We start from the raw sequence: 16,820 nt of genomic DNA, 5'->3' as shown, positions 1-16,820 counted from the left end.
GACTTCAGGCCAGGAGCCGCCCCACGACGTCCACCAGGTCCTGGCGGACGAGGTCGCCCTTGGTGATGTAGCCGTCCGCCCCGGCCGCCAACCCACGCGCCCGGTCCGCCTCCCCTCCCCGGGTGGTGAGGATGACGACGGGCAGTCCGCGCCGGGCCGGGTCCGCCTTCAGGCGCCGGGTGAGCTCCACGCCGTCCATCTCCGGCATCTCCAGGTCGGTGACGACCAGCTCCACCGGAGGCCCCTCCTGCCCCAGCTGCTCCAGCGCCGAGGGTCCGTCCGCCGCCCGGAGGGTGTCGTACCCCACCGCCTCCAGCAGGTTGGCCACCAGCTCCCGGGTGAGGGGCGAGTCGTCCACCACCAGGATGCGGCGGCGGCGAGGCGCGGGCGCGCGCACCGGGGGCCGGGCGAGCTTCAGGGGCGCGGTGCCATGCACGGCCGCCGCCAGCGCCGCCGCGGACAGCACCATGGCCAGCCGCCCGTCCGCGAGCGACGTGGCCCCGGTGAGGTGCGGGTAGCGCGCGAGGATGCCCTTCAAGGGGAGGATGGCCTGGACGCGCTCCTCCAGCACCCGGTCCACCGCCAGTGCGGCCTCCATGCCCTGGCCCTTCACCACCAGCACCAGCTCTCCCTCCCGGGCCGGGCGCTCGGTGGCCAGCCCCAGGAGCGACGCCAGCGAGGCGAAGGGCAGCACGCGTCCCTCCATCCGGAGGATGGGCCGGCCGGCGACCTCTCCCACCTCGGAGGCGTCCACCTTGAGGGCGCGGGAGACGTGGACGGCGCTCAGGGCGAGCGTCTCGTCGAAGACCTGGACGAAGAGCAGGGGCGCCACGGTGAGGGACACCGGGACGCGCAGGGTGAAGATGGTGCCCCAGCCGGGCGCGGACTCCACGCCCACGTCGCCGCCCAGGGCCTGGAGGGACGTACGCACGGCATCCAGCCCCACGCCCCGACCTGACAGGTCGGTGACCACCTCGCGCGAGGTGAAGCCGGGCAGGAAGACGAGCTCGCGCGCGGCGGCGTCGGAGAGGGCGTTGGCGGCGGGCTCGTCCAGCACGCCCCGGCGCACGGCCACGCGCCGCAGGAGCGCTGGATCCATGCCCGCGCCGTCGTCCTCCACGCGCAGGATGATGCGGCTGCCCTCGCGGGCGGCGCGCAGGGTGAGGCAGCCCCGGGGGTGCTTGCCAGAGGCGACGCGGTCCACGCGCGTCTCCAGGCCGTGGTCCAGCGCGTTGCGGACCAGGTGCATGAGCGGTTCGCGCAGGGCCTCCACGACGGAGCGGTCCGCGCGGGTGTCCTCGCCGTCCACGACGAGCTCCACCTCCTTGCCCAGCTCCCGCGCCAGGTCGCGGACCATGCGGGGATAGGGTTCGAAGAGGACGGAGAGGGGCAGCATGCGCAGGCCCTGGATCTCCTCCGACACCTGATCCAGGTCGCGCAGCTCCGCGTTGGCGAGCAGCTTGGCCTCGCGGTGCAGGGTGGCGGCCAGCTCCTTGGCGCGGCCCAGGCGCTCCGCGAGCGCGATGCCCGCGGGTCCCAGGTCCTCCGCGGACCGGGCCAGCTCGCTCAATTCGCGCACGAGCTCCAGGCGGCGCGCCGTGGCCAGCTCCCGACGGCGGGCCACCTGGCCCAGATTGGTGACCGCGCTGGTGAGCATGTCCAGGCTGGCCACGCCGATGCGCACGGCCGTGTCCATGCGGACGTCGCCGGTGCGCACCGTGGCGGTTCCGTGCTTCGACGCGGCGGGCGGGCGCGAGCGGGCGGTGTCGACCATCCGCGTGCCGGGCGACACGGCTGGATTCGAGGACGTGCCCGTCGCGGGGCCGACGAGGTGCGCGCTCCCTGAACCGCCGGCGGCGCCACCCAGGTGCGCCCCCGTGCTTCCAAGAGCGGGCGACACGAGGTGTGCGCTCCCCGGGCTTCCCGTCACCGGGGCCACGAGGTGTGCGCTCCCCGGGCTTCCCGTCACCGGAGCCACGAGGTGCGAATGGCCCGAGCCTCCCGGATGGAGACCGTGCAAGCCCGGTGCGGCGCCCGCGCTCTGGCCAGGTCCCGGACTCCCGTGCACAGCGCCCGGTGCCGCTCCGTGACCTGGATGGACGAGGTGCGAGCCCGGGGATGCGCCAGCAGCAGCGCTCCCGAGCGCGGTGCCCGGTGCGCCCCCTGCGGCGGACGACTCTCCGTGCGTACCCGCCGGACTCCCGGAGGCCTCTGTCCGGAGGGCCGTGGCGAGGAACTGCGATGCGGCCGCTCCCACCGGTGCGTCCGGGCGTGACGCGGGCGTTCCCCAGTGCGAGGGCACGACCACGGCCCCGGACGGCTCCCGGCGGTCCGCCACGATGAGGTGCGACGCGCCCTCTGACTTCGAAGCCCGGCCACCCTCCACCGGCCGCGCGGACTCCACGATGACCCGCTGCTGCAACGTCGCCACCAGCGTCTCCACCGCCAGCAGCGGCTCTCCCGCCTGGAGCGCACCCGACAGCGCGAGCACCGTGTCCGCCGTGGCGAGCAGCGCGTCGGTGGACTCCGACGACAGCCGGTAGCGCTGCGGCTCCGCGCACCGGACCAACTCTTCCATCTCGTGCGCGAGCGTGTTGATTTCGCCGAAGCCCATCATCCGGGCCTCGCCCTTGAGCCCGTGCAGTTCGCGCAGCACCCGCTGCCCGGCCTCCAGATTGCCCCCGGACTCCAGCTCCATCAGGGAGCGGTTGATGCGCTCCAGACGGACCGTGACCAGGTCGCGGAACTGCTTGAGGAGCCGTTCGCTGGGGTTCACCCGCCGCCCCCCTTGCGCAGGGTCGCCTGGTGGATCTGGAAGCGCTCCACCACGCCGCGCAGGTCCTGCGCCAGCCCCAGGAGGTCCCCGTTCGCCGCGCCCACCTGCTTCGTCGCGTTGAGGCTCTGCTGGGTGATGCGCAGGATGTCCGCCATCGTCTCAGCGAGCTGATCCGTGCCCGCCTGCTGCTGCTGCGTGGACCGGGAGATGATCCGCACCGAGTCCGACGTCCGCCCCGCCAGGTCGACAATCTGGCGAAGCGACTCGGACACCTGCTCCGCCAGGCCCGTCCCCGTCTCCACCGCGCGCACACCGCCGCCCGTCACCGTCACCGCGGCGGCGGAGGCCTCGCGCACCTCCTCGATGAGTCCTTCAATCTCCTTCGTGGACTCCAGCACGTTCTCCGCCAGCCGGCGCATCTCCGCCGCCACCAGCGAGAAGCCCCGCCCCACCTCGCCCGCCTTGGTGCCCTCCAGCTCCGCGTTGAGCGCCAGCAGGTCCGACTTGTCCGCGACGCCGTTGATGAACTCGACGATCTTCCCGATCTGCTGCACGCGCTTGTCCAGCCGCCCCACCGCCGAGCCGATGGCGTGGTTGTCCTGGCGCATGCGCGACATGGCCCCCAGGAAGGACTCCGCGCTGCGCTGTCCGCCCTGGGCCGCCGCCAGCGTGCGCTGGGCGATCTCCGCCACCGAGCTCGCGTTGTCCGCGATCTGCTTCGCCGAGCGCGCCAGTTCCTCCGTGGTGGCGCTCGTCTCATCCAGACTGCTGGCCTGCTCCGCGGCGCCAGCCTCGTAGCGCCCGGAGGTGCTGAGAATCTCCTCCGTGGTGGCCGAAATCTGCGAGCCCGCGCGCTGAAGCTCCGCGAGCACGTCCGCCAGGTGCGTGCGCATCGTGGTGAAGGCCGCGGACACCGCCCACACCTCGTCCTCCGCGGGCACCAGCCGGGGACTGGCCAGGTCGCCCGCGGCGATGCGGCGCGCCTCGCCGGACAACTCCCGCATGGGCCGCCCCAGCAGCGTTCCGCCCAGGTACGCCGTGGCCAGCGCCAGGCCGAACACCACCGCGCACAGGAGCGCGCTGGACGTGAACGCGTCCACCAGCACGCCCTGCGCGGCCGGGCTGCCCCCGTCCACCAGCCGGTTGAAGAGCCGGTCCGTCAGCGCCGTGACGACCTGCGCGCACATCACCGCGGGCGTCACCACGCAGATGGCGGTGAAGGCCACCAGCCGCGCGCGGATGCGCGAGCGCCGGGGCAACGCGGCGATGACCTGCGCGTGCGTCAGCCCCTGCTCCGCCACCCACAGCACACCGCGCCGCGCCCTCAACGTGACGAGCCCATACACGAGCAGCGACGAGAGCGGACCGAACAGCGCCCCCAGGCCCGCGACCCGCAGGGTGTCGCGCCCCGACAGGTCCCTGCCCGACCAGAGCGCCATCGCCACCACGCCCGTGGTCAGCGCCCACAACCCCAGCGAGCGGAAGAACGCCTCACCCGGCGCGCGCGCCACCTCGCCCACCGCCTTCGCCAGGTGCTCCGGCGTGGGCGGCAGCACTCCGCGCTCCAGGGCCCGCAGCCGGGGGAAGCGGCGCAGGGACACGCCCACGCCCAGGAGCATGTGCAGCGCGCTCACGCCCACCACCAGGACGACGAGCGACCCCAGCTTCTGGGACAGCGGACTGCCCACCACGAGCGACGCGAAGTGCAGCCCCAGCGTGGAGCCCACCAGGTTCGCCAGCGGCACGGGGAACATCAGCTGCTGACTGAAGGCGGCCCGCCGGGAGTCCGAGCGCGAGGAGTGGTCCATGTCACCCACCTCCCGTCACGCCAGGAGCCCCGCCGGAAGCTCCGGTGGACTCGCCACCAGTCGGCTCGACATGGAAGCGCCGCACCACGTGCTGGAGGTCCGCCGCCAGGGCGGACAGGTCCGCGTTGGCCGCCACCATCTGCTTGGTGGCCGCGGCGTTCTGCTCGGTGACGCGGAGGATGTCCCCCATGGCCGCCGCGAGCTGATCCGTGCCCGTCTGCTGCTGCAGCGTCGCCAGCGAGATGCTGCGCACCGCGTGCGACGTCTGCCGCGCCAGCTCCAGGATGAGGCTCAGGCTGTCGTCCACCTGCGCCGCCAGCAGCGTGCCCAGCTCCGTCGTCTTCAGCCCCGCCTCCGTGGCCATCACCGCGCCGTTCGTCGCGTCGCGGATCTCCCCGATGAGGCCCTCGATCTCCTTCGTGGAGCGGATGACGTTCTCCGCCAGCCGGCGCATCTCCGCCGCCACCAGCGAGAAGCCCCGCCCCACCTCACCCGCCTTGGTGCCCTCCAGCTCCGCGTTGAGCGCCAGCAGGTCCGACTTGTCGGCGATCTCGTTGATGAACTCCACCACCTTGCCAATCTGCTGCACGCGCTTGTTGAGGCGAACGACCGCCTCCGCGATGGCCTCGTTGTCCTCCTTCATGCGCTGCATGGCGCCCAGGAAGGCGGTGGCGCCGCGCTGGCCGGACTGCGCCGCGCCGAAGGTCGTCTCCGCGATGGTGGACACGGACTCCGCGTTGTCGGCGATCTGCTGCGCGGACCGGGCCAGCTCCTCCGTGGTGGCGCTGGTGGCGTTGAGCGCCCCGGCCTGCTCGTCCGCGCCCACCTCCTGCTCCGTGCTGGTGGCCACCAGCTGCTCGGTGGTGGAGGAGATTTGAATGCCCGCCCGCTTGAGCTGCGACAGGGCCTGCACCAGCTGCACCTGCATCTGGGTGAAGGCCGCGGAGGTGGCCCACACCTCGTCCTCCGCGTGGATGACGCGCGGGGGCCGCACCTCACCGCGAGCGATGCGCGTCGCGTCCTCGGTGATGGCGCGCAGGGGCTCCGACAGCGCCGTGCCCGCGAGCGCCGCGGTGCCCAGGATGAGCAGCGTGACGATCCCCGCGATGAGCCCCAGGGGCGGCCCGCCTCCTTCGCGCGCCCGCGCCATCACCTCCATGCGCGCCTCCGGCGTGGTGGCCTGGGTCCACGCGTCCACCACCGTCACCGTGCGCGTGAAGGCCACGTCCAGGATGAAGAGCGACGGGCTCAGGACCGCGATGGCGGTGAAGACCACCAGCCTGCGGCGGATGTGCATGCGCCGGGGCGGCAGCGCGGCCAGCACCTCCAGCGGCGCCGGCCCCAGCGACACCAGCCGGTCCAACGTGGCCCGCGCGCGGCGCACCACCATCAGGTAGGTGAGCATGGCGCTCAGGGGACCGATGGACAGCCCCAGCACCATCACCCGCACGCCCTCCGTCCACGGCACGTCCGCCAGGGTGGGGAAGGCCAGGGCCACCGTCAGCGTGCCGCCCAGCCAGCCCTGCATCACGAACCAGAAGCTGCGGCCGGGGATGGCCGCCACCTCCTGGACCGCCACCAGCAGGTGCTCGGACGTGGCGGGCTGCCGGCCCTCGCCCAGCGCGAAGAGCGTGCGCAGGGCCCGCGTGTCGCGCGCGTACCCCACGCTGATGAAGAGCACGAGCGCGCCCAACATCAGCCACGTCAGCGGCGTGCGCCCGGTCTCCGGCAGCGTGTGCGACAGGTGGATGTGGAGGAACGCGATGGCCACGCCCAGGCAGCTGCCCGGGATGCGCGGCCGCGTCGTCCAGCGGCCCAGGGCGCGCACTTCCAGCGGCGCCATCATGCGCCCTCCCCGTCCAGCCCGCGCAGGTAGCGTTGGAAGGCGTCCAGGCTCAACAGCGGCCAGAGCACCCCGCGCGTGATGACGAAGCCGCGCAGGCTGCCTCCGGAGGCCCCCGCCACCACCGGCGAGGGCGGCAGCACGGACAGCACCTCCGAGTCGATCTCCAGCCCGTCCACGCCCACCGTCCCTCCGGTGGCCGTCACCAGCACGCGCTGGGCGCCCCCGGCCCCCAGGAAGGCCCAGTGGGCGGACACGGTGCCCGCGTCCGGCGCGGCGATGGAGGCCACCTCGCCCGCCTCGAAGGCGATGCGATGCGGCCCCACGTGGCACAGGAGCGTCCCCTCGACCCGGCCCGCGGGAAGCATGAGGCTAGCCGCCCTGGCTGAGGTGATCGAAGAGGCCTTCCGGGTCGATGACGGCCACGTCGCGCGAGCCGCTCTTCACGGGGCCGCGCAAGTGGACGTGCACGCCCGAGGGGCCCAGGGGCTCCAGCGGTCCCATCAGCGCGGACACACCGGCGACGCTGCTGGCGGTGAGGGCGAGGGTGCCTCGGGACAGCCGCACCAGGACGGCGCGGCGGGACCCGGCGGTAACCCCGCCCACCAGCAGGCTCATGTCCACGACGGGGATGACTTCACCCCGGTGCGCGAACACACCCAGCAGGTGGGGCGGGGAACCCGGTACCCGCGTCAGCTCGGGGAAGGTAACGACCTCCGCCGCGGCTTCCGCGGGCACCGCGTACCAACTGCTTCCACACGCGAAGACAAGGTAGGACTGACGCGTTTCCGACTCTAGGGCGGCCATGCGCGCCAGAGCCTACCCCAGAACTAGCGCTGGAACTCCACGCGGCGGTTCTCCGCCCAGCCTTCCTCGGTGGCCGCGCTGGACACCGGGCGGGTCTCACCATAGCCCACCGTGGACAGCCGGTTGGACGGCACGCCCAGGTCGACCAGGTAGCGCTTCACGGCCGCGGCGCGGCGGTTGGACAGCTGGAGGTTGTACTCCTCCGTGCCGCGCTCGTCCGCGTGGCCGCCCAGGGTGATCTTGCCCTGGCTCGCCTTGATGCAGGCCGCCAGGTCGCCCAGGCGGGACTGCGCGCTGGAGTCCAGGGTGGACTCGTTGAAGCCGAAGCGCACCGCCGAGTAGTCGCAGCGCGAGGAGGCGTCCGCCGTCACGCACTTGCCGGACTGGCACTCCTGGCCCTCACCGCAGTCGGTGCTGGAGGAGCAGGTGTCGCGGGGCGCCTGGCAGCGGCCGGCCTGGCACTTGCCACCGTTGCACGCGGAGTCGTCCTTGCACTGGGCCTCGGCGCACTTGCCGGCCTCGCAGATGCGGCCGGTGCCACAGGCCGCGTCCGTGGTGCACTCAGGAGGCTTGGGCGCGCACTTGTTGGCCTGGCAGGTGAAGCCTTCGCGGCAGTTCGCGTCCGTCGCGCACTCCTGGCACTGGCCCTGGACGCAGACCTCGCCCTTCTCCTGGCACTGCTCGTCGTTGTTGCACTTGGGGTAGGTGGGCGGGCACCCGGTCAGCACGGCCACGGCGAGGGCCAACCCGGCCCAAAGCGAAATCCGACGCATCATTCCTCCGACAGCAACCACGGGAAAAGAGAGGCCCACAGGCGGTGGGCCGAGGCTGTCGCGTCTAGTCGCACCCACCGGGAAGAGTCAAAAGATTTGTCTTTTCCTCGGACCTGGGGGCAGCACGAGACCCTTGATGCCCCGATTATTTCCGTGAGAGTGTGAACGGTTTGCCCATGCCCGCTGCGGTCCTCATCGTTGATGACGAAAAGAACATCCTCCTCACCCTGAGCCAGTCGTTGCAGCTGGCCGGCTACCGCACGGAGCTGGCCAGCAGCGGGCAGGTGGCGCTGGACGTGGTGAGCGCGCGGCCGGTGGACGCCGTGTTGATGGACGTGAAGATGCCGGACATGGACGGCCTCACGGTGCTGGCGAAGCTCACGGCGCTCAAGCCGGACCTGCCCGTCATCATGATGTCCGGCCACGGCACCATCGACACGGCGGTGAAGGCGACGCAGCTGGGGGCGCGCGACTTCCTGGAGAAGCCGCTGGCGCGCGACAAGCTGCTGGTGGCGCTGCGCAACGCGCTCAAGCACCAGGCGGCGATGGAGGAGCTGGAGGAGCTGCGCGCGCAGCTGGGCCGCTTCGACATGGTGGGCGGCGGGCCCGCCATGCAGCGCATCTTCTCCCTCATCCAACGCACGGCGCCCAGCGAGGGGCGCGTGCTGATCACCGGTGAGAACGGCACCGGCAAGGAGCTCATCGCGCGAGCGCTGCATCAGAACTCCCGGCGCAAGGGCGGGCCGTTCGTGAAGCTCAACTGCGCCGCGGTGCCGCACGACCTCATCGAGAGCGAGCTGTTCGGCCATGAGAAGGGCGCCTTCACCGGCGCGGTGAGCGTGCGGCGCGGCAAGTTCGAGCTGGCGCACGAGGGCACCCTCTTCCTGGACGAGATTGGCGACATGCCGGCCGCGATGCAGTCGAAGCTGCTGCGCGTGCTCCAGGAGGGAGAACTGGAGCGCGTGGGCGGCGCGGAGACGCTCAAGGTGGACGTGCGCGTCATCGCCGCGACGAACAAGAATCTGGAGAAGGAGATCGCCGCGGGGCGCTTCCGCGAGGACCTCTACTACCGGATCAACGTCGTGCAGATTCACTCGCCGCCGCTGCGTGAGCGCCGCGAGGACCTGCCGGACCTCATCGACACGTTCCTGCGCGAGGCGTGCGCGAAGAACGGGCGGCGGCCCCTGGCGCTGTCGCCGGACGCGCTCGCGGTGATGAGCGCGTATGACTACCCGGGCAACGTGCGTGAGCTGCGCAACCTGGTGGAGCGCCTGGCCATCCTCTGCGAGGGGCCGGTCGTCTCGCGCACGGACGCGCTGGAGCTCCTGCCCCGGGGCCGTCCCCTGCCCCCCATGCCCGAGCCCACCGTGGGCGGTGACGTGCCCGCCGCGCAGCCCGCTCTGGTGGTGGCGACTCCCGCCGAGCCCGCTCCGTCGAACCCGGGCGGCTGGAAGCCTCGCGTGGATCAGACCTTCCGCGAGCAGGTGGAGGACGCGGAGCGGGAGATCATCCAGCGGGTGCTCGCCCACACGCATGACAACGTGACGGAGGCGGCGCGGATCCTCGACCTGGAGCGGGGTCACTTCTACAAGAAGATGAAGGCCCTGGGCCTGCGCCGCGGACAGTCCGACTCGTAAATACCTGCATTTGCTGCTCCTTTTTAGAGGTACTGCCCTCGCGGACCGCCCCATGGCTGGTCCGTGTGCTCGTCCGCCATCCCTGAAACCACCCGGAACCGGCCGACCTGCCGCGCCAGGTGCGCCACGTCGTCCGCCAGGTAGATGGCGGCCGTCACCTGGGGGGACGCGTGCCCCAACAGGCGCAGGGTGGCCACGAGGTCCCCGGTGGCCTGGTGGACGAAGCTGCCGAACTGCTTCCGGAGGCCGTGGAAGGTGAAGCCCGCCGGCAGCGTCACGCCAGCCCGGTTGGCGATGGAGCGCAGAAGCTTCGTCACATGCCAGCTCGTGTGGCGCATGCCGCCCTTCCGCGGTACCGGGAAGACGAGTTCATCCCCTCCCCACGACGCGCTGCCTGTAGGCGTCCAGCTCCGGGCGGAGCTGCGGGTGGATGGGCACGAGCCGCTCCTTCGAACCCTTCGTCGTGCTCCTGGACCAGCTTCGCCGGACGTGGATGACGCCGTGCTCCCCGGCGTCCCAGTCGATGTCCGACCACTTCAGGGCCCCCAACGTCCAGGTAGCGCGACTTGATGAGCTGCGGAGAGCGGACGCCGTCAACCTCGCGGTCGTAGATGCCGGCCGCCTCCTCCTGCTCGCGCGAGCGCATGTCCTCCCGTTTAGGGAGGCGGCGTGGACGAAATCCCCAGGGTGAGGGTAGCCGGCACCGTGGGCACGGACACCACGAGGACGCTCGCCGCGCCGGTGCTGCAGTTGATGGCGCAGGTGAGGCCCGTCACGTCGGAGGGCGGCGCGGCCTTGCCCTGCACGGTGTAGCTGGCCGAGGCGTAGGTGGTGACGAGGCCGTTGAGGACGGCTGCCACCTGCACGGTGTACGCGCCCGGCAGGCAGTCCAGCAGCTCCCAGTAGTGCGTCTACACCGGCGACTCCGACGTCCAGTTACCGCCCTCGCGCTGCCAGCGCACCCGGTACTCGGTGGCGGTGGCCACCTGCGTCCACCGGGCCGTCACCATGACTTTCACGCCGCCATTCGTCGTCTTGTACAGCGACTCGCCCACCGCCAGGCCCGCGGGTGGCGCCGACGAAGGCAGCACGAACGTGGGCAGCGGCTGCAACTTCACCCCGTACTCCACCTCCGCGTACTTCCCCGGCTCGTGGCGCAGGGCGGTGATTTCGTAGAGGTGCGGCTCCACCTCCGCCACGTTGAGGATGCGCCAGAGGGTGGGCGTCAAGTCGGACGCTGCCAGCATCCAAACGGCCTGGGGCTGGGCGCGGCCGAGAAGGGCGTCGCCACTGTGAGGGCCCGGTAGGGCGCCGGCGCGAGCGCGGCCAGCGGGCGCTCCTCCACGGTGCCGTCCGGCAGCACAACGGAGAAGGCGTACATCTTCCCGGCTTCCAGGGTGACGTCACCGTCGAGTTCCACCTGGCTGGCGGTGGCAGCCACCACGCGACCGCCCCACCGGCGTCCGGCCCGGTACGGATCCTGGAGCTTCACGACGGCGCCGGGGTTGCGCATGGCGCCCTCGAAGCCTGTGCGGAACGTCACCGTCTCCGTCCCCAGCCTCTCGGTGAGCAACAGCCACCGGCCCACGCGCTGCGCTTGGCCCCGGGAAGTGCAGCCGAGCGCCACCACCTCGGTGGGGCTGTAGCCGTAGGTAGCGAGGCCCTCCTCGTCGGTGACGTACTCCTGGGCCGCCTTGAAGTGGTTGTCCGGGTTGTTCCACGTCACCAGCGCGACGGTGTGCCGCGCGCGCTTACTGCTGGAGGCGTACGTGAAGAGGCCGTCCACCACGTTGGCCGGCGTGAAGAGGTACTCGGCGTCACGCGGCGCGTCCTGGGCGACGAAGACGGCGCCGGAGGCCCAGTACGTCATGCCGCGGAAGACGGACGCGAGGTTGTTGATGACCTTGTACGCATTCTCCTGCGTCTGGAGGTAGAGGTTGCAACGGAAGCGCGGCTCCATGCCGCCCTTCCCGTCCGGCACCAGCTCGTCGCAGTACATCGCCACCGTGTAGAGGCCCCATTTGTCCACGGCGGCCTCGTTGAGGTAGCGGCCCAGGCCGTAGCGCTTCGTCGTGAGGAGGTCGTAGAAGCACCAGGCCGGGTTGTCCGTCCAGGCCACCTTCCACGTGCCGTCCCAGGTGCCTTCGTACGTGCGGGCCGAGGGGTTGTAGTTGTTGGGCACGCGCACCCGCAGTCCGCGAATCCGGTAGCTGCGCGTGGGAATGCTGCTGAACTGGCTCGCGGACACCTGCAGCGCGCACAGCGCGGTGTTGGGAAAGCTGAGCTTCTCGTCCAGCAGCGTCGCGTAGGACTTCCAGATGACCTTGTTCTGCGTCGTCACGCTGTCCGCGTCCTCGCTGACGCGCGTGACACGGATGTCCCACGGCGGCGAGCCCGTCAGCTCCACGCGGAAGGTGCGCTCGTAGGGGCTGGTGCACTTACCCCGGAAGAGCTCGGCGTCCTGGAAGGACTGCACCACGTACCCGCCGCCGTTGCTCTGCACCGCGATGGAGACGAGGACGCGGGTGGGCTTCAAGTCGCCCGTCGTGGGGTCCTGGTAGGTGAGCTGGGGCACCTGGATGGTGACGCGCACGGCATCCACCTCTGGGTCCGTCACCGTGCGCACCACCGGCGTGGCGCGCTTCACCTCGACACCCACGGGGTGCTCCGCCTCTCCGGAGGGGAAGCCGGGGATGTACTCCTGGGGCTGGGTGCCCTTCACGTCGTAGAGGGTGACGCCTGTGAAGTTGAAGGTGCCGTCGGGATTCTGGATGGCGACGCCGTCCAGGTCGCACTTCGCGGCCAGGCTGAACTCTATGACGTGCTTGTTCTCCACCGTCTTCTGGTCCACCACAAACTCGTCGTCCGGGAATGCGTCCAGCGGCGAGGCGGTGGGGTTGACGCCCCCAGGGAAGTTCACCGCGTCCAGGTAGCGGACGAAGGTGCGCTTCCGGAGGACACGTGCGCCCAGCAGATCGTTCAGGTCCCTCGCCATGGCGCCGATGGTGCCGGCGACGTTGGCGAGCGTCAGGGTGGGCCGGGGCAGCCGCCCCATGCCGGACTTGTCGAAGCCCTTCACCTGGATGGCCCAGGGCTCGTATGCCATGCCCTGCCAGACGACGGGCCCGCGAAGGCCGTTGGTGCCCTCGCCGAACTGCGCCTTGCGCACCCGGGGCACCGAGTCCGCCTGGGCCCCATAGTCCGGGCGAAAGGGAAGCGCTCCATGCCTACCGCCTCCCGCCGAGAGTCAGCCTGCACATGCGGGCTACATTCGGCGGAGGCGCGGACAAAATCCGGCTGTGGTCGGCGAGTGGCCCGGCAGTTCGAGTCGGACGGGCGGAGTTCTTGCCCGGTAGTTCGGCTGCTCCGTCCCCCACTGGGCGTTGCGCGAACCGCTTGTCTGTGAACGGACACCGCGCCGCGCAGTTCCCTGCCACGGTGCGATGACGAGCGCGCACGCTTCCCACCAGCCCTGCGGTTAACGCCGCGGGCGAGCGGAGCCCATGTCGAACCTGCGCGCGTTGCTGGTGTGCCTGCTGGCCAGCCTCTGGGGCGGGTGTGGAGCGGCCGTCATCCCGGCCACCGAGTGCAATCAGTCGGATAGCACGGTCTCCTGTTGCCTCAAGCGACACCCGGGCGCCTACGAGGCCTGTGGTGCCGACGCGCCCGCGGAGCGGATGCTCGGCGCGCGTGGGACGCGCATCGACAGCAAGACGCTGTGGCAGAAGGGGAGGGTCCGCCTCGATGTGGAGAACCCGGCGCCCGGCGTGCGCCCCGGACAGCTCCACTTCCAGGATGCGCAGACGGGGGCGAAGTACCTGTACAACCCCGCGACGCGCAGCTTCACCAACGCGCCCCGCTGGGTGAACGAACTGCTGACAACGGACGCCACGTTTGCCTCGTCCGTCCAGAAGGGGCTGTACTACCTGGGCGAGGTGGCCCTGTGAGGTTGAACGTGCTGATGCAGGCGTACCTGCGAAACGCCCAGGTCCAGGCGGTGCAGTCGCGCCCGCTCACCCCGAGGATGCAGGCGTTGCTCGATGAGGGTGTCGTCGGCAGGCATGGCCTCTGGGTGTGGCGGCGGCAGGCGCTGGAGGTCGCCCCGGCCATTCAGCCCACCTTCCCGGACGCCACCGGCTACGAATGCTTCACGAACAAGGTGCACGTCGCCGACTTCGTGGGCTCCTTCGACGAGGAGCCGTGGGAGCGTCGGCTGCCGTTGAAGGAGCAGGTCGGCTACGGCCTCCGGCTCGCGCTGGAACTGCAGCGCGTGCTGCCAGCGGAGGAGCGTTTCACCACCATCCTCGGGTGCAGCAACGCCTGCACACTGCGCTTCCACCTCTCCCGGCCCGGGGAACGGTGGCTGGAGGAGGACCTGGAGAACTACCCCCGTGACGCCCTCCTGGAGCTTGGCAACCAGGACGACGTGAGAGGATGGGCTGCTCACCCATCTTGACGGGCAGGGCTGCGGCACCTCCCGCCTACCGCTCCCTGACGAAGGTGTACGTCATCCTGGCCAGGCGACATCTACTCCCACATCACCTGCGCAGTGGCGACGCGCCTCCAGCAGGACGGGGTGGACGTGCACGCGAAGGAGGACGCCCAGTCCGAGTCGTAAGCGCTCGGATGGACCGCTCCCTACTCTGGGGGCGGAGGCGCGGGGCGCTTGCGCCAGCCCTGAAGAATCCTCTCGGCGGCGGCGCGATAGAACCAGTCCGCCCGGGCGAGCAGCACCTGCTCACCGCGCTTGATCCGGATCGCCATCCATATCGGCGGGCCCGGAACGAAGTGCGCATCCCCCGGGGTCCAGGCAAGCCCTCCCGTGGCCTTCACCACGCGGGAGACACAGGCGTCGAACTCCGCCGCGGGCAGCCAGCGCAACTCCTCCAACACCCGGTCCGGCTCGAACCCATTCAGCGGCGTGGGCTTCCCGGTGACGGCCTGAAGCGCCTGGGGGCCGCGCCTGTCGGGGATGAACGCCAGCGCGTGGGGCCGCAGGACGCAGACCCCGTCGACGTCCCCCACCTTCGCGGGGAGGAGGGCCACGTCCTCCAGTTGCTCGCCCGACCGAGCCGCCGCGCCGAGGAGGGGTGGCTGACGATGCAGCTCCAGCGAGAGCATCAACCCCAGGGCATCCCGCACGCTGCGCGCGCGCAGCCGGCGGTCGCCCTTCACCACCAGGTCGAACTGGAGCCGGTCCAGGTGGACGCCGTCATCCAGGATCGAGTCCAGGCGCACCGCCTGTGCCGCGCCGAACATGGGCGTCCAGAGGATCCGCTCGCTGGTGATCCGCACCCTGCCGGCGCGCAGCACGGACCACAGCGGGGGGCCTCCCAGGGAGAGCCCCAGGAGGGCCATCCCCAGCTCCTTGGCCCAGGGAAGGCCGGTGGCCAGGAGGAGGATGAAGAGCAATGCGCCCAACGGCACCATCAGGAGAGGGAGCGAGGGCACGTTCATTCCACCCACGCCCGGGCCCGGCTCCCTCGACCGGCCGTGGGCGGGCTCGAAGACGAGCACCTCGCCCTCTTTCAGCGCCTTGCTGACAGGCTGGCGAAGCAAGGCCTCCAACCGCGTCAGCGCCTCTTCGAGGCTCACGTCCGGAGGCGCGACCGTCAACGTATCCAGCCGTTGCCGCGCGAGCCGGGTGAGGCGCTCGCGCCGCGCGGACAGCGCCCGAGCCTGCCGCAGGACGGGGACGTCCTCGGTCCACGCCTCCACCGCCGCGCGGCGGTGCACCCGCTCCAGCGCTTCCCGCACCCCTCTGTCCCCAGCCACGAACGCGGACACCCGCTCCGGCTGCTTCAGGAGCCGGCGCTTCCAGCCACGCGCCGACAGCACGGCCTCCAACTCCGCATGGGGGCGCAGCGCTCCGGAGATGAGCTTCGCGCCGCCCTCCAGGATCCGCTCGGCATCCGAGCCGGCGGCGGCAGGGTCGTTCAGGGAGGGAGCTGTGCGTGCGCGGTCGGCCATCACCGCCGGAACATACCCGGCACGCGGCCCCCGGCCGCACGCCCTTCGCCGCGTTTGACGGCCGCGCGCGGCGTCTGGTCTATTCGTCCCACGGGTGCCGAGGGGTGCCCGCCGCCCGGAAAGACGACGTCACCCTCGCTTCACCCGCTGTCGCCAGCCCCCCGATGAAGTCCTTCCACGGTCCCCCAACGGGTGAGGGCCAGCACCGGAGGATTCGTCATGGGAACCGGCAGCACCCTCCCCGTCACGCTTCATGAATACAAGGTCCGCGCGTCCCTGCTCCTCAAGGACCTGGACTCGTCCGACACGGCTCGCGCCACGCGCGCCGCGGAACGGATGCGCGCCCTGCCCTTCTTCGCGGCCCTGTCCCTGGGCGAGGTGCTCGCGCGCCGGGACGCCGTGCAGCACAAACACGGGCTCGCCGTCGTCGCGCGCGAAGCCGGGCACCCCACCTGGACAGAGCTGAAGCAGGCCCTGGAGGGCGGCGCGCGGGAGCTGGACACGCGCGCCTTCTTCCAGAAGGGCCAGAGCCCGTTCCTCAACCGGTGGTTCTCCACCTACGAGGAGGCCTCGCGTTCACTCGACGCGCAGGGCGGCTTCCTCTTCCCCTTCCGCGAGCAGTGCTTCATCTGCGAGGCCGACTTCCTCCAGGCGCTGGGCATCGACTCGCGCGACGCGGACTGGGAGCGGATGGGCCGCGACTGGGTGCGCCCGCGCGACCTTGCCGCGAAGGAGCGGCTGGAGGCGAAGCTCGTCTCGCTGGGCTTCGGAGGTCACCATGGCGTCCGGTGACGACTCGCGCGCGGCCCGCGCGGAACGCAAGCGCGCGTACAAGGAAGCGGAGGTGCCCATGGGCATCTACGCCATCCGCTGCCACGCCAACGGCAAGCTGTTCGTGGGCCACGCCCTCAACCTGACCGCGATGTTCAACCGCATCCGGTTCGAGTTCGCCCAGCGCATGCACCGCGTCCCCGAGCTGCAGGCGGACTGGGAGCGCCACGGCGAAGCGGCCTTCTCCTTCGAGGTGTTGGACAAGCTCCCACCCCGCGAGGAGCCCGGCGGGCCTCCGCCCGCGGAGGAGCTGAAGGTGCTGGAGGAGATGTGGCTGGAGCGCCTGAAGCCCTACGGCGACGCCGGCTACAACACGCCACCCAGGACCTGACACGGTGGGTTCAACCGACCTCCGCGCCCAGGCGAATGGCGCTG

The 16,820-nt window shown here is 71.3% G+C and carries 15 protein-coding genes and 1 pseudogene; 5 read left to right on the top strand and 11 right to left on the bottom strand.

All coding sequences use genetic code 11. The annotated features are described in order from the left end of the window. Nucleotides 1-4 precede the first annotated feature (4 nt). The 6 genes from GTZ93_RS19060 to GTZ93_RS19035 are packed head-to-tail and all read right to left on the bottom strand — an operon-like array spanning nucleotide 5 to nucleotide 8,007. Complete coding sequence (locus GTZ93_RS19060) at nucleotides 5-2,776, bottom strand: response regulator (protein WP_161662914.1); 2,772 nt, start codon at nucleotides 2,774-2,776, stop codon at nucleotides 5-7. Beyond that, nucleotides 2,773-4,584, bottom strand: coding sequence for a methyl-accepting chemotaxis protein (locus tag GTZ93_RS19055; RefSeq protein ID WP_139922462.1), 1,812 nt, complete (start codon nucleotides 4,582-4,584; stop codon nucleotides 2,773-2,775). Before GTZ93_RS19055 ends, GTZ93_RS19060 begins: the two co-directional genes overlap by 4 nt. Nucleotide 4,585: 1 nt before the next feature. Further along, nucleotides 4,586-6,430 carry a methyl-accepting chemotaxis protein gene (locus tag GTZ93_RS19050; RefSeq protein ID WP_139922461.1) on the bottom strand — a complete coding sequence of 615 codons (1,845 nt, stop codon included), beginning with the start codon at nucleotides 6,428-6,430 and terminating at the stop codon, nucleotides 4,586-4,588. Next, nucleotides 6,427-6,795 carry a protein CrdC gene (locus tag GTZ93_RS19045; protein ID WP_139922458.1) on the bottom strand — a complete coding sequence of 123 codons (369 nt, stop codon included), beginning with the start codon at nucleotides 6,793-6,795 and terminating at the stop codon, nucleotides 6,427-6,429. The genes GTZ93_RS19050 and GTZ93_RS19045 overlap by 4 nt, the downstream gene beginning before the upstream one ends. 4 nt (nucleotides 6,796-6,799) lie before the next feature. Beyond that, complete coding sequence (locus GTZ93_RS19040) at nucleotides 6,800-7,234, bottom strand: chemotaxis protein CheW (RefSeq protein WP_120599992.1); 435 nt, start codon at nucleotides 7,232-7,234, stop codon at nucleotides 6,800-6,802. Between the two features lie 23 nt (nucleotides 7,235-7,257). Further along, nucleotides 7,258-8,007, bottom strand: coding sequence for an OmpA family protein (locus tag GTZ93_RS19035; protein ID WP_139922467.1), 750 nt, complete (start codon nucleotides 8,005-8,007; stop codon nucleotides 7,258-7,260). Between the two features lie 176 nt (nucleotides 8,008-8,183). Between GTZ93_RS19035 and GTZ93_RS19030 the strand changes: the two genes are divergently transcribed. Then, a complete protein-coding gene (locus GTZ93_RS19030; RefSeq protein ID WP_161662913.1) occupies nucleotides 8,184-9,644 on the top strand; it encodes a sigma-54-dependent transcriptional regulator in 1,461 nt (486 codons plus the stop codon). Nucleotides 9,645-9,667: 23 nt separating this feature from the next. On the opposite strand, the pseudogene GTZ93_RS19025 reads toward GTZ93_RS19030, so the two are convergent. From GTZ93_RS19025 to GTZ93_RS43280, 4 genes and pseudogenes are all read right to left on the bottom strand, one after another. Further along, nucleotides 9,668-10,006, bottom strand: a pseudogene (locus GTZ93_RS19025) (tyrosine-type recombinase/integrase); the annotation flags it as partial. Nucleotides 10,007-10,300: 294 nt separating this feature from the next. Then, complete coding sequence (locus tag GTZ93_RS19020; protein WP_139919052.1) at nucleotides 10,301-10,510, bottom strand: hypothetical protein; 210 nt, start codon at nucleotides 10,508-10,510, stop codon at nucleotides 10,301-10,303. 45 nt (nucleotides 10,511-10,555) lie between these two features. Continuing rightward, nucleotides 10,556-10,873, bottom strand: a complete 318-nt coding sequence (locus GTZ93_RS19015) for a hypothetical protein (protein WP_161662912.1) — start codon at nucleotides 10,871-10,873, stop codon at nucleotides 10,556-10,558. Continuing rightward, the gene (locus GTZ93_RS43280; protein ID WP_139919054.1) at nucleotides 10,870-12,822 is read right to left on the bottom strand and encodes a phage minor tail protein L; all 1,953 of its coding nucleotides are present in this window, start codon (nucleotides 12,820-12,822) and stop codon (nucleotides 10,870-10,872) included. The genes GTZ93_RS19015 and GTZ93_RS43280 overlap by 4 nt, the downstream gene beginning before the upstream one ends. Nucleotides 12,823-13,147: 325 nt before the next feature. Here GTZ93_RS43280 and GTZ93_RS19005 point away from each other — a divergent pair, with 325 nt between their 5' ends. Together GTZ93_RS19005 and GTZ93_RS19000 are read left to right on the top strand one after the other, a co-directional pair. Next, complete coding sequence (locus GTZ93_RS19005) at nucleotides 13,148-13,591, top strand: hypothetical protein (protein WP_139919055.1); 444 nt, start codon at nucleotides 13,148-13,150, stop codon at nucleotides 13,589-13,591. Further along, nucleotides 13,588-14,100 (top strand): hypothetical protein, encoded by a 513-nt coding sequence (locus tag GTZ93_RS19000; RefSeq protein WP_126935226.1) that lies wholly within the window; start codon nucleotides 13,588-13,590, stop codon nucleotides 14,098-14,100. The genes GTZ93_RS19005 and GTZ93_RS19000 overlap by 4 nt, the downstream gene beginning before the upstream one ends. A gap of 182 nt (nucleotides 14,101-14,282) precedes the next feature. Here GTZ93_RS19000 and GTZ93_RS18995 read toward each other — a convergent pair whose 3' ends face one another. After that, nucleotides 14,283-15,614, bottom strand: a complete 1,332-nt coding sequence (locus GTZ93_RS18995; RefSeq protein ID WP_139919056.1) for a hypothetical protein — start codon at nucleotides 15,612-15,614, stop codon at nucleotides 14,283-14,285. Between the two features lie 219 nt (nucleotides 15,615-15,833). Here GTZ93_RS18995 and GTZ93_RS42155 point away from each other — a divergent pair, with 219 nt between their 5' ends. Both GTZ93_RS42155 and GTZ93_RS42150 read left to right on the top strand, forming a co-directional pair. Beyond that, nucleotides 15,834-16,406 carry a hypothetical protein gene (locus tag GTZ93_RS42155; RefSeq protein ID WP_167548179.1) on the top strand — a complete coding sequence of 191 codons (573 nt, stop codon included), beginning with the start codon at nucleotides 15,834-15,836 and terminating at the stop codon, nucleotides 16,404-16,406. Further along, on the top strand, nucleotides 16,393-16,776 hold the full coding sequence (locus GTZ93_RS42150; protein ID WP_167548178.1) for a GIY-YIG nuclease family protein: 384 nt from the start codon (nucleotides 16,393-16,395) through the stop codon (nucleotides 16,774-16,776). Before GTZ93_RS42155 ends, GTZ93_RS42150 begins: the two co-directional genes overlap by 14 nt. Nucleotides 16,777-16,820 lie beyond the last annotated feature (44 nt).

It is taken from the genome of Corallococcus exiguus (assembly GCF_009909105.1).
In the GTDB taxonomy this organism is placed as follows: domain Bacteria; phylum Myxococcota; class Myxococcia; order Myxococcales; family Myxococcaceae; genus Corallococcus; species Corallococcus exiguus.
Note: the sequence above shows the minus strand (reverse complement) of the source record. Positions and strands in the feature narration are given on the sequence as shown.

Bases quoted from the DNA above. Each gene is read 5' to 3' on its own strand.
- GTZ93_RS19055 (WP_139922462.1), bottom strand. From the start codon at position 4,584: ATGGACCACTCCTCGCGCTCGGACTCCCGGCGGGCCGCCTTCAGTCAG.
- GTZ93_RS19050 (WP_139922461.1), bottom strand. From the start codon at position 6,430: ATGATGGCGCCGCTGGAAGTGCGCGCCCTGGGCCGCTGGACGACGCGG.
- GTZ93_RS19045 (WP_139922458.1), bottom strand. From the start codon at position 6,795: ATGCTTCCCGCGGGCCGGGTCGAGGGGACGCTCCTGTGCCACGTGGGG.
- GTZ93_RS19040 (WP_120599992.1), bottom strand. From the start codon at position 7,234: ATGGCCGCCCTAGAGTCGGAAACGCGTCAGTCCTACCTTGTCTTCGCG.
- GTZ93_RS19035 (WP_139922467.1), bottom strand. From the start codon at position 8,007: ATGCGTCGGATTTCGCTTTGGGCCGGGTTGGCCCTCGCCGTGGCCGTG.
- GTZ93_RS19030 (WP_161662913.1), top strand. From the start codon at position 8,184: ATGCCCGCTGCGGTCCTCATCGTTGATGACGAAAAGAACATCCTCCTC.
- GTZ93_RS19005 (WP_139919055.1), top strand. From the start codon at position 13,148: ATGTCGAACCTGCGCGCGTTGCTGGTGTGCCTGCTGGCCAGCCTCTGG.
- GTZ93_RS18995 (WP_139919056.1), bottom strand. From the start codon at position 15,614: ATGGCCGACCGCGCACGCACAGCTCCCTCCCTGAACGACCCTGCCGCC.
- GTZ93_RS42155 (WP_167548179.1), top strand. From the start codon at position 15,834: ATGGGAACCGGCAGCACCCTCCCCGTCACGCTTCATGAATACAAGGTC.
- GTZ93_RS42150 (WP_167548178.1), top strand. From the start codon at position 16,393: ATGGCGTCCGGTGACGACTCGCGCGCGGCCCGCGCGGAACGCAAGCGC.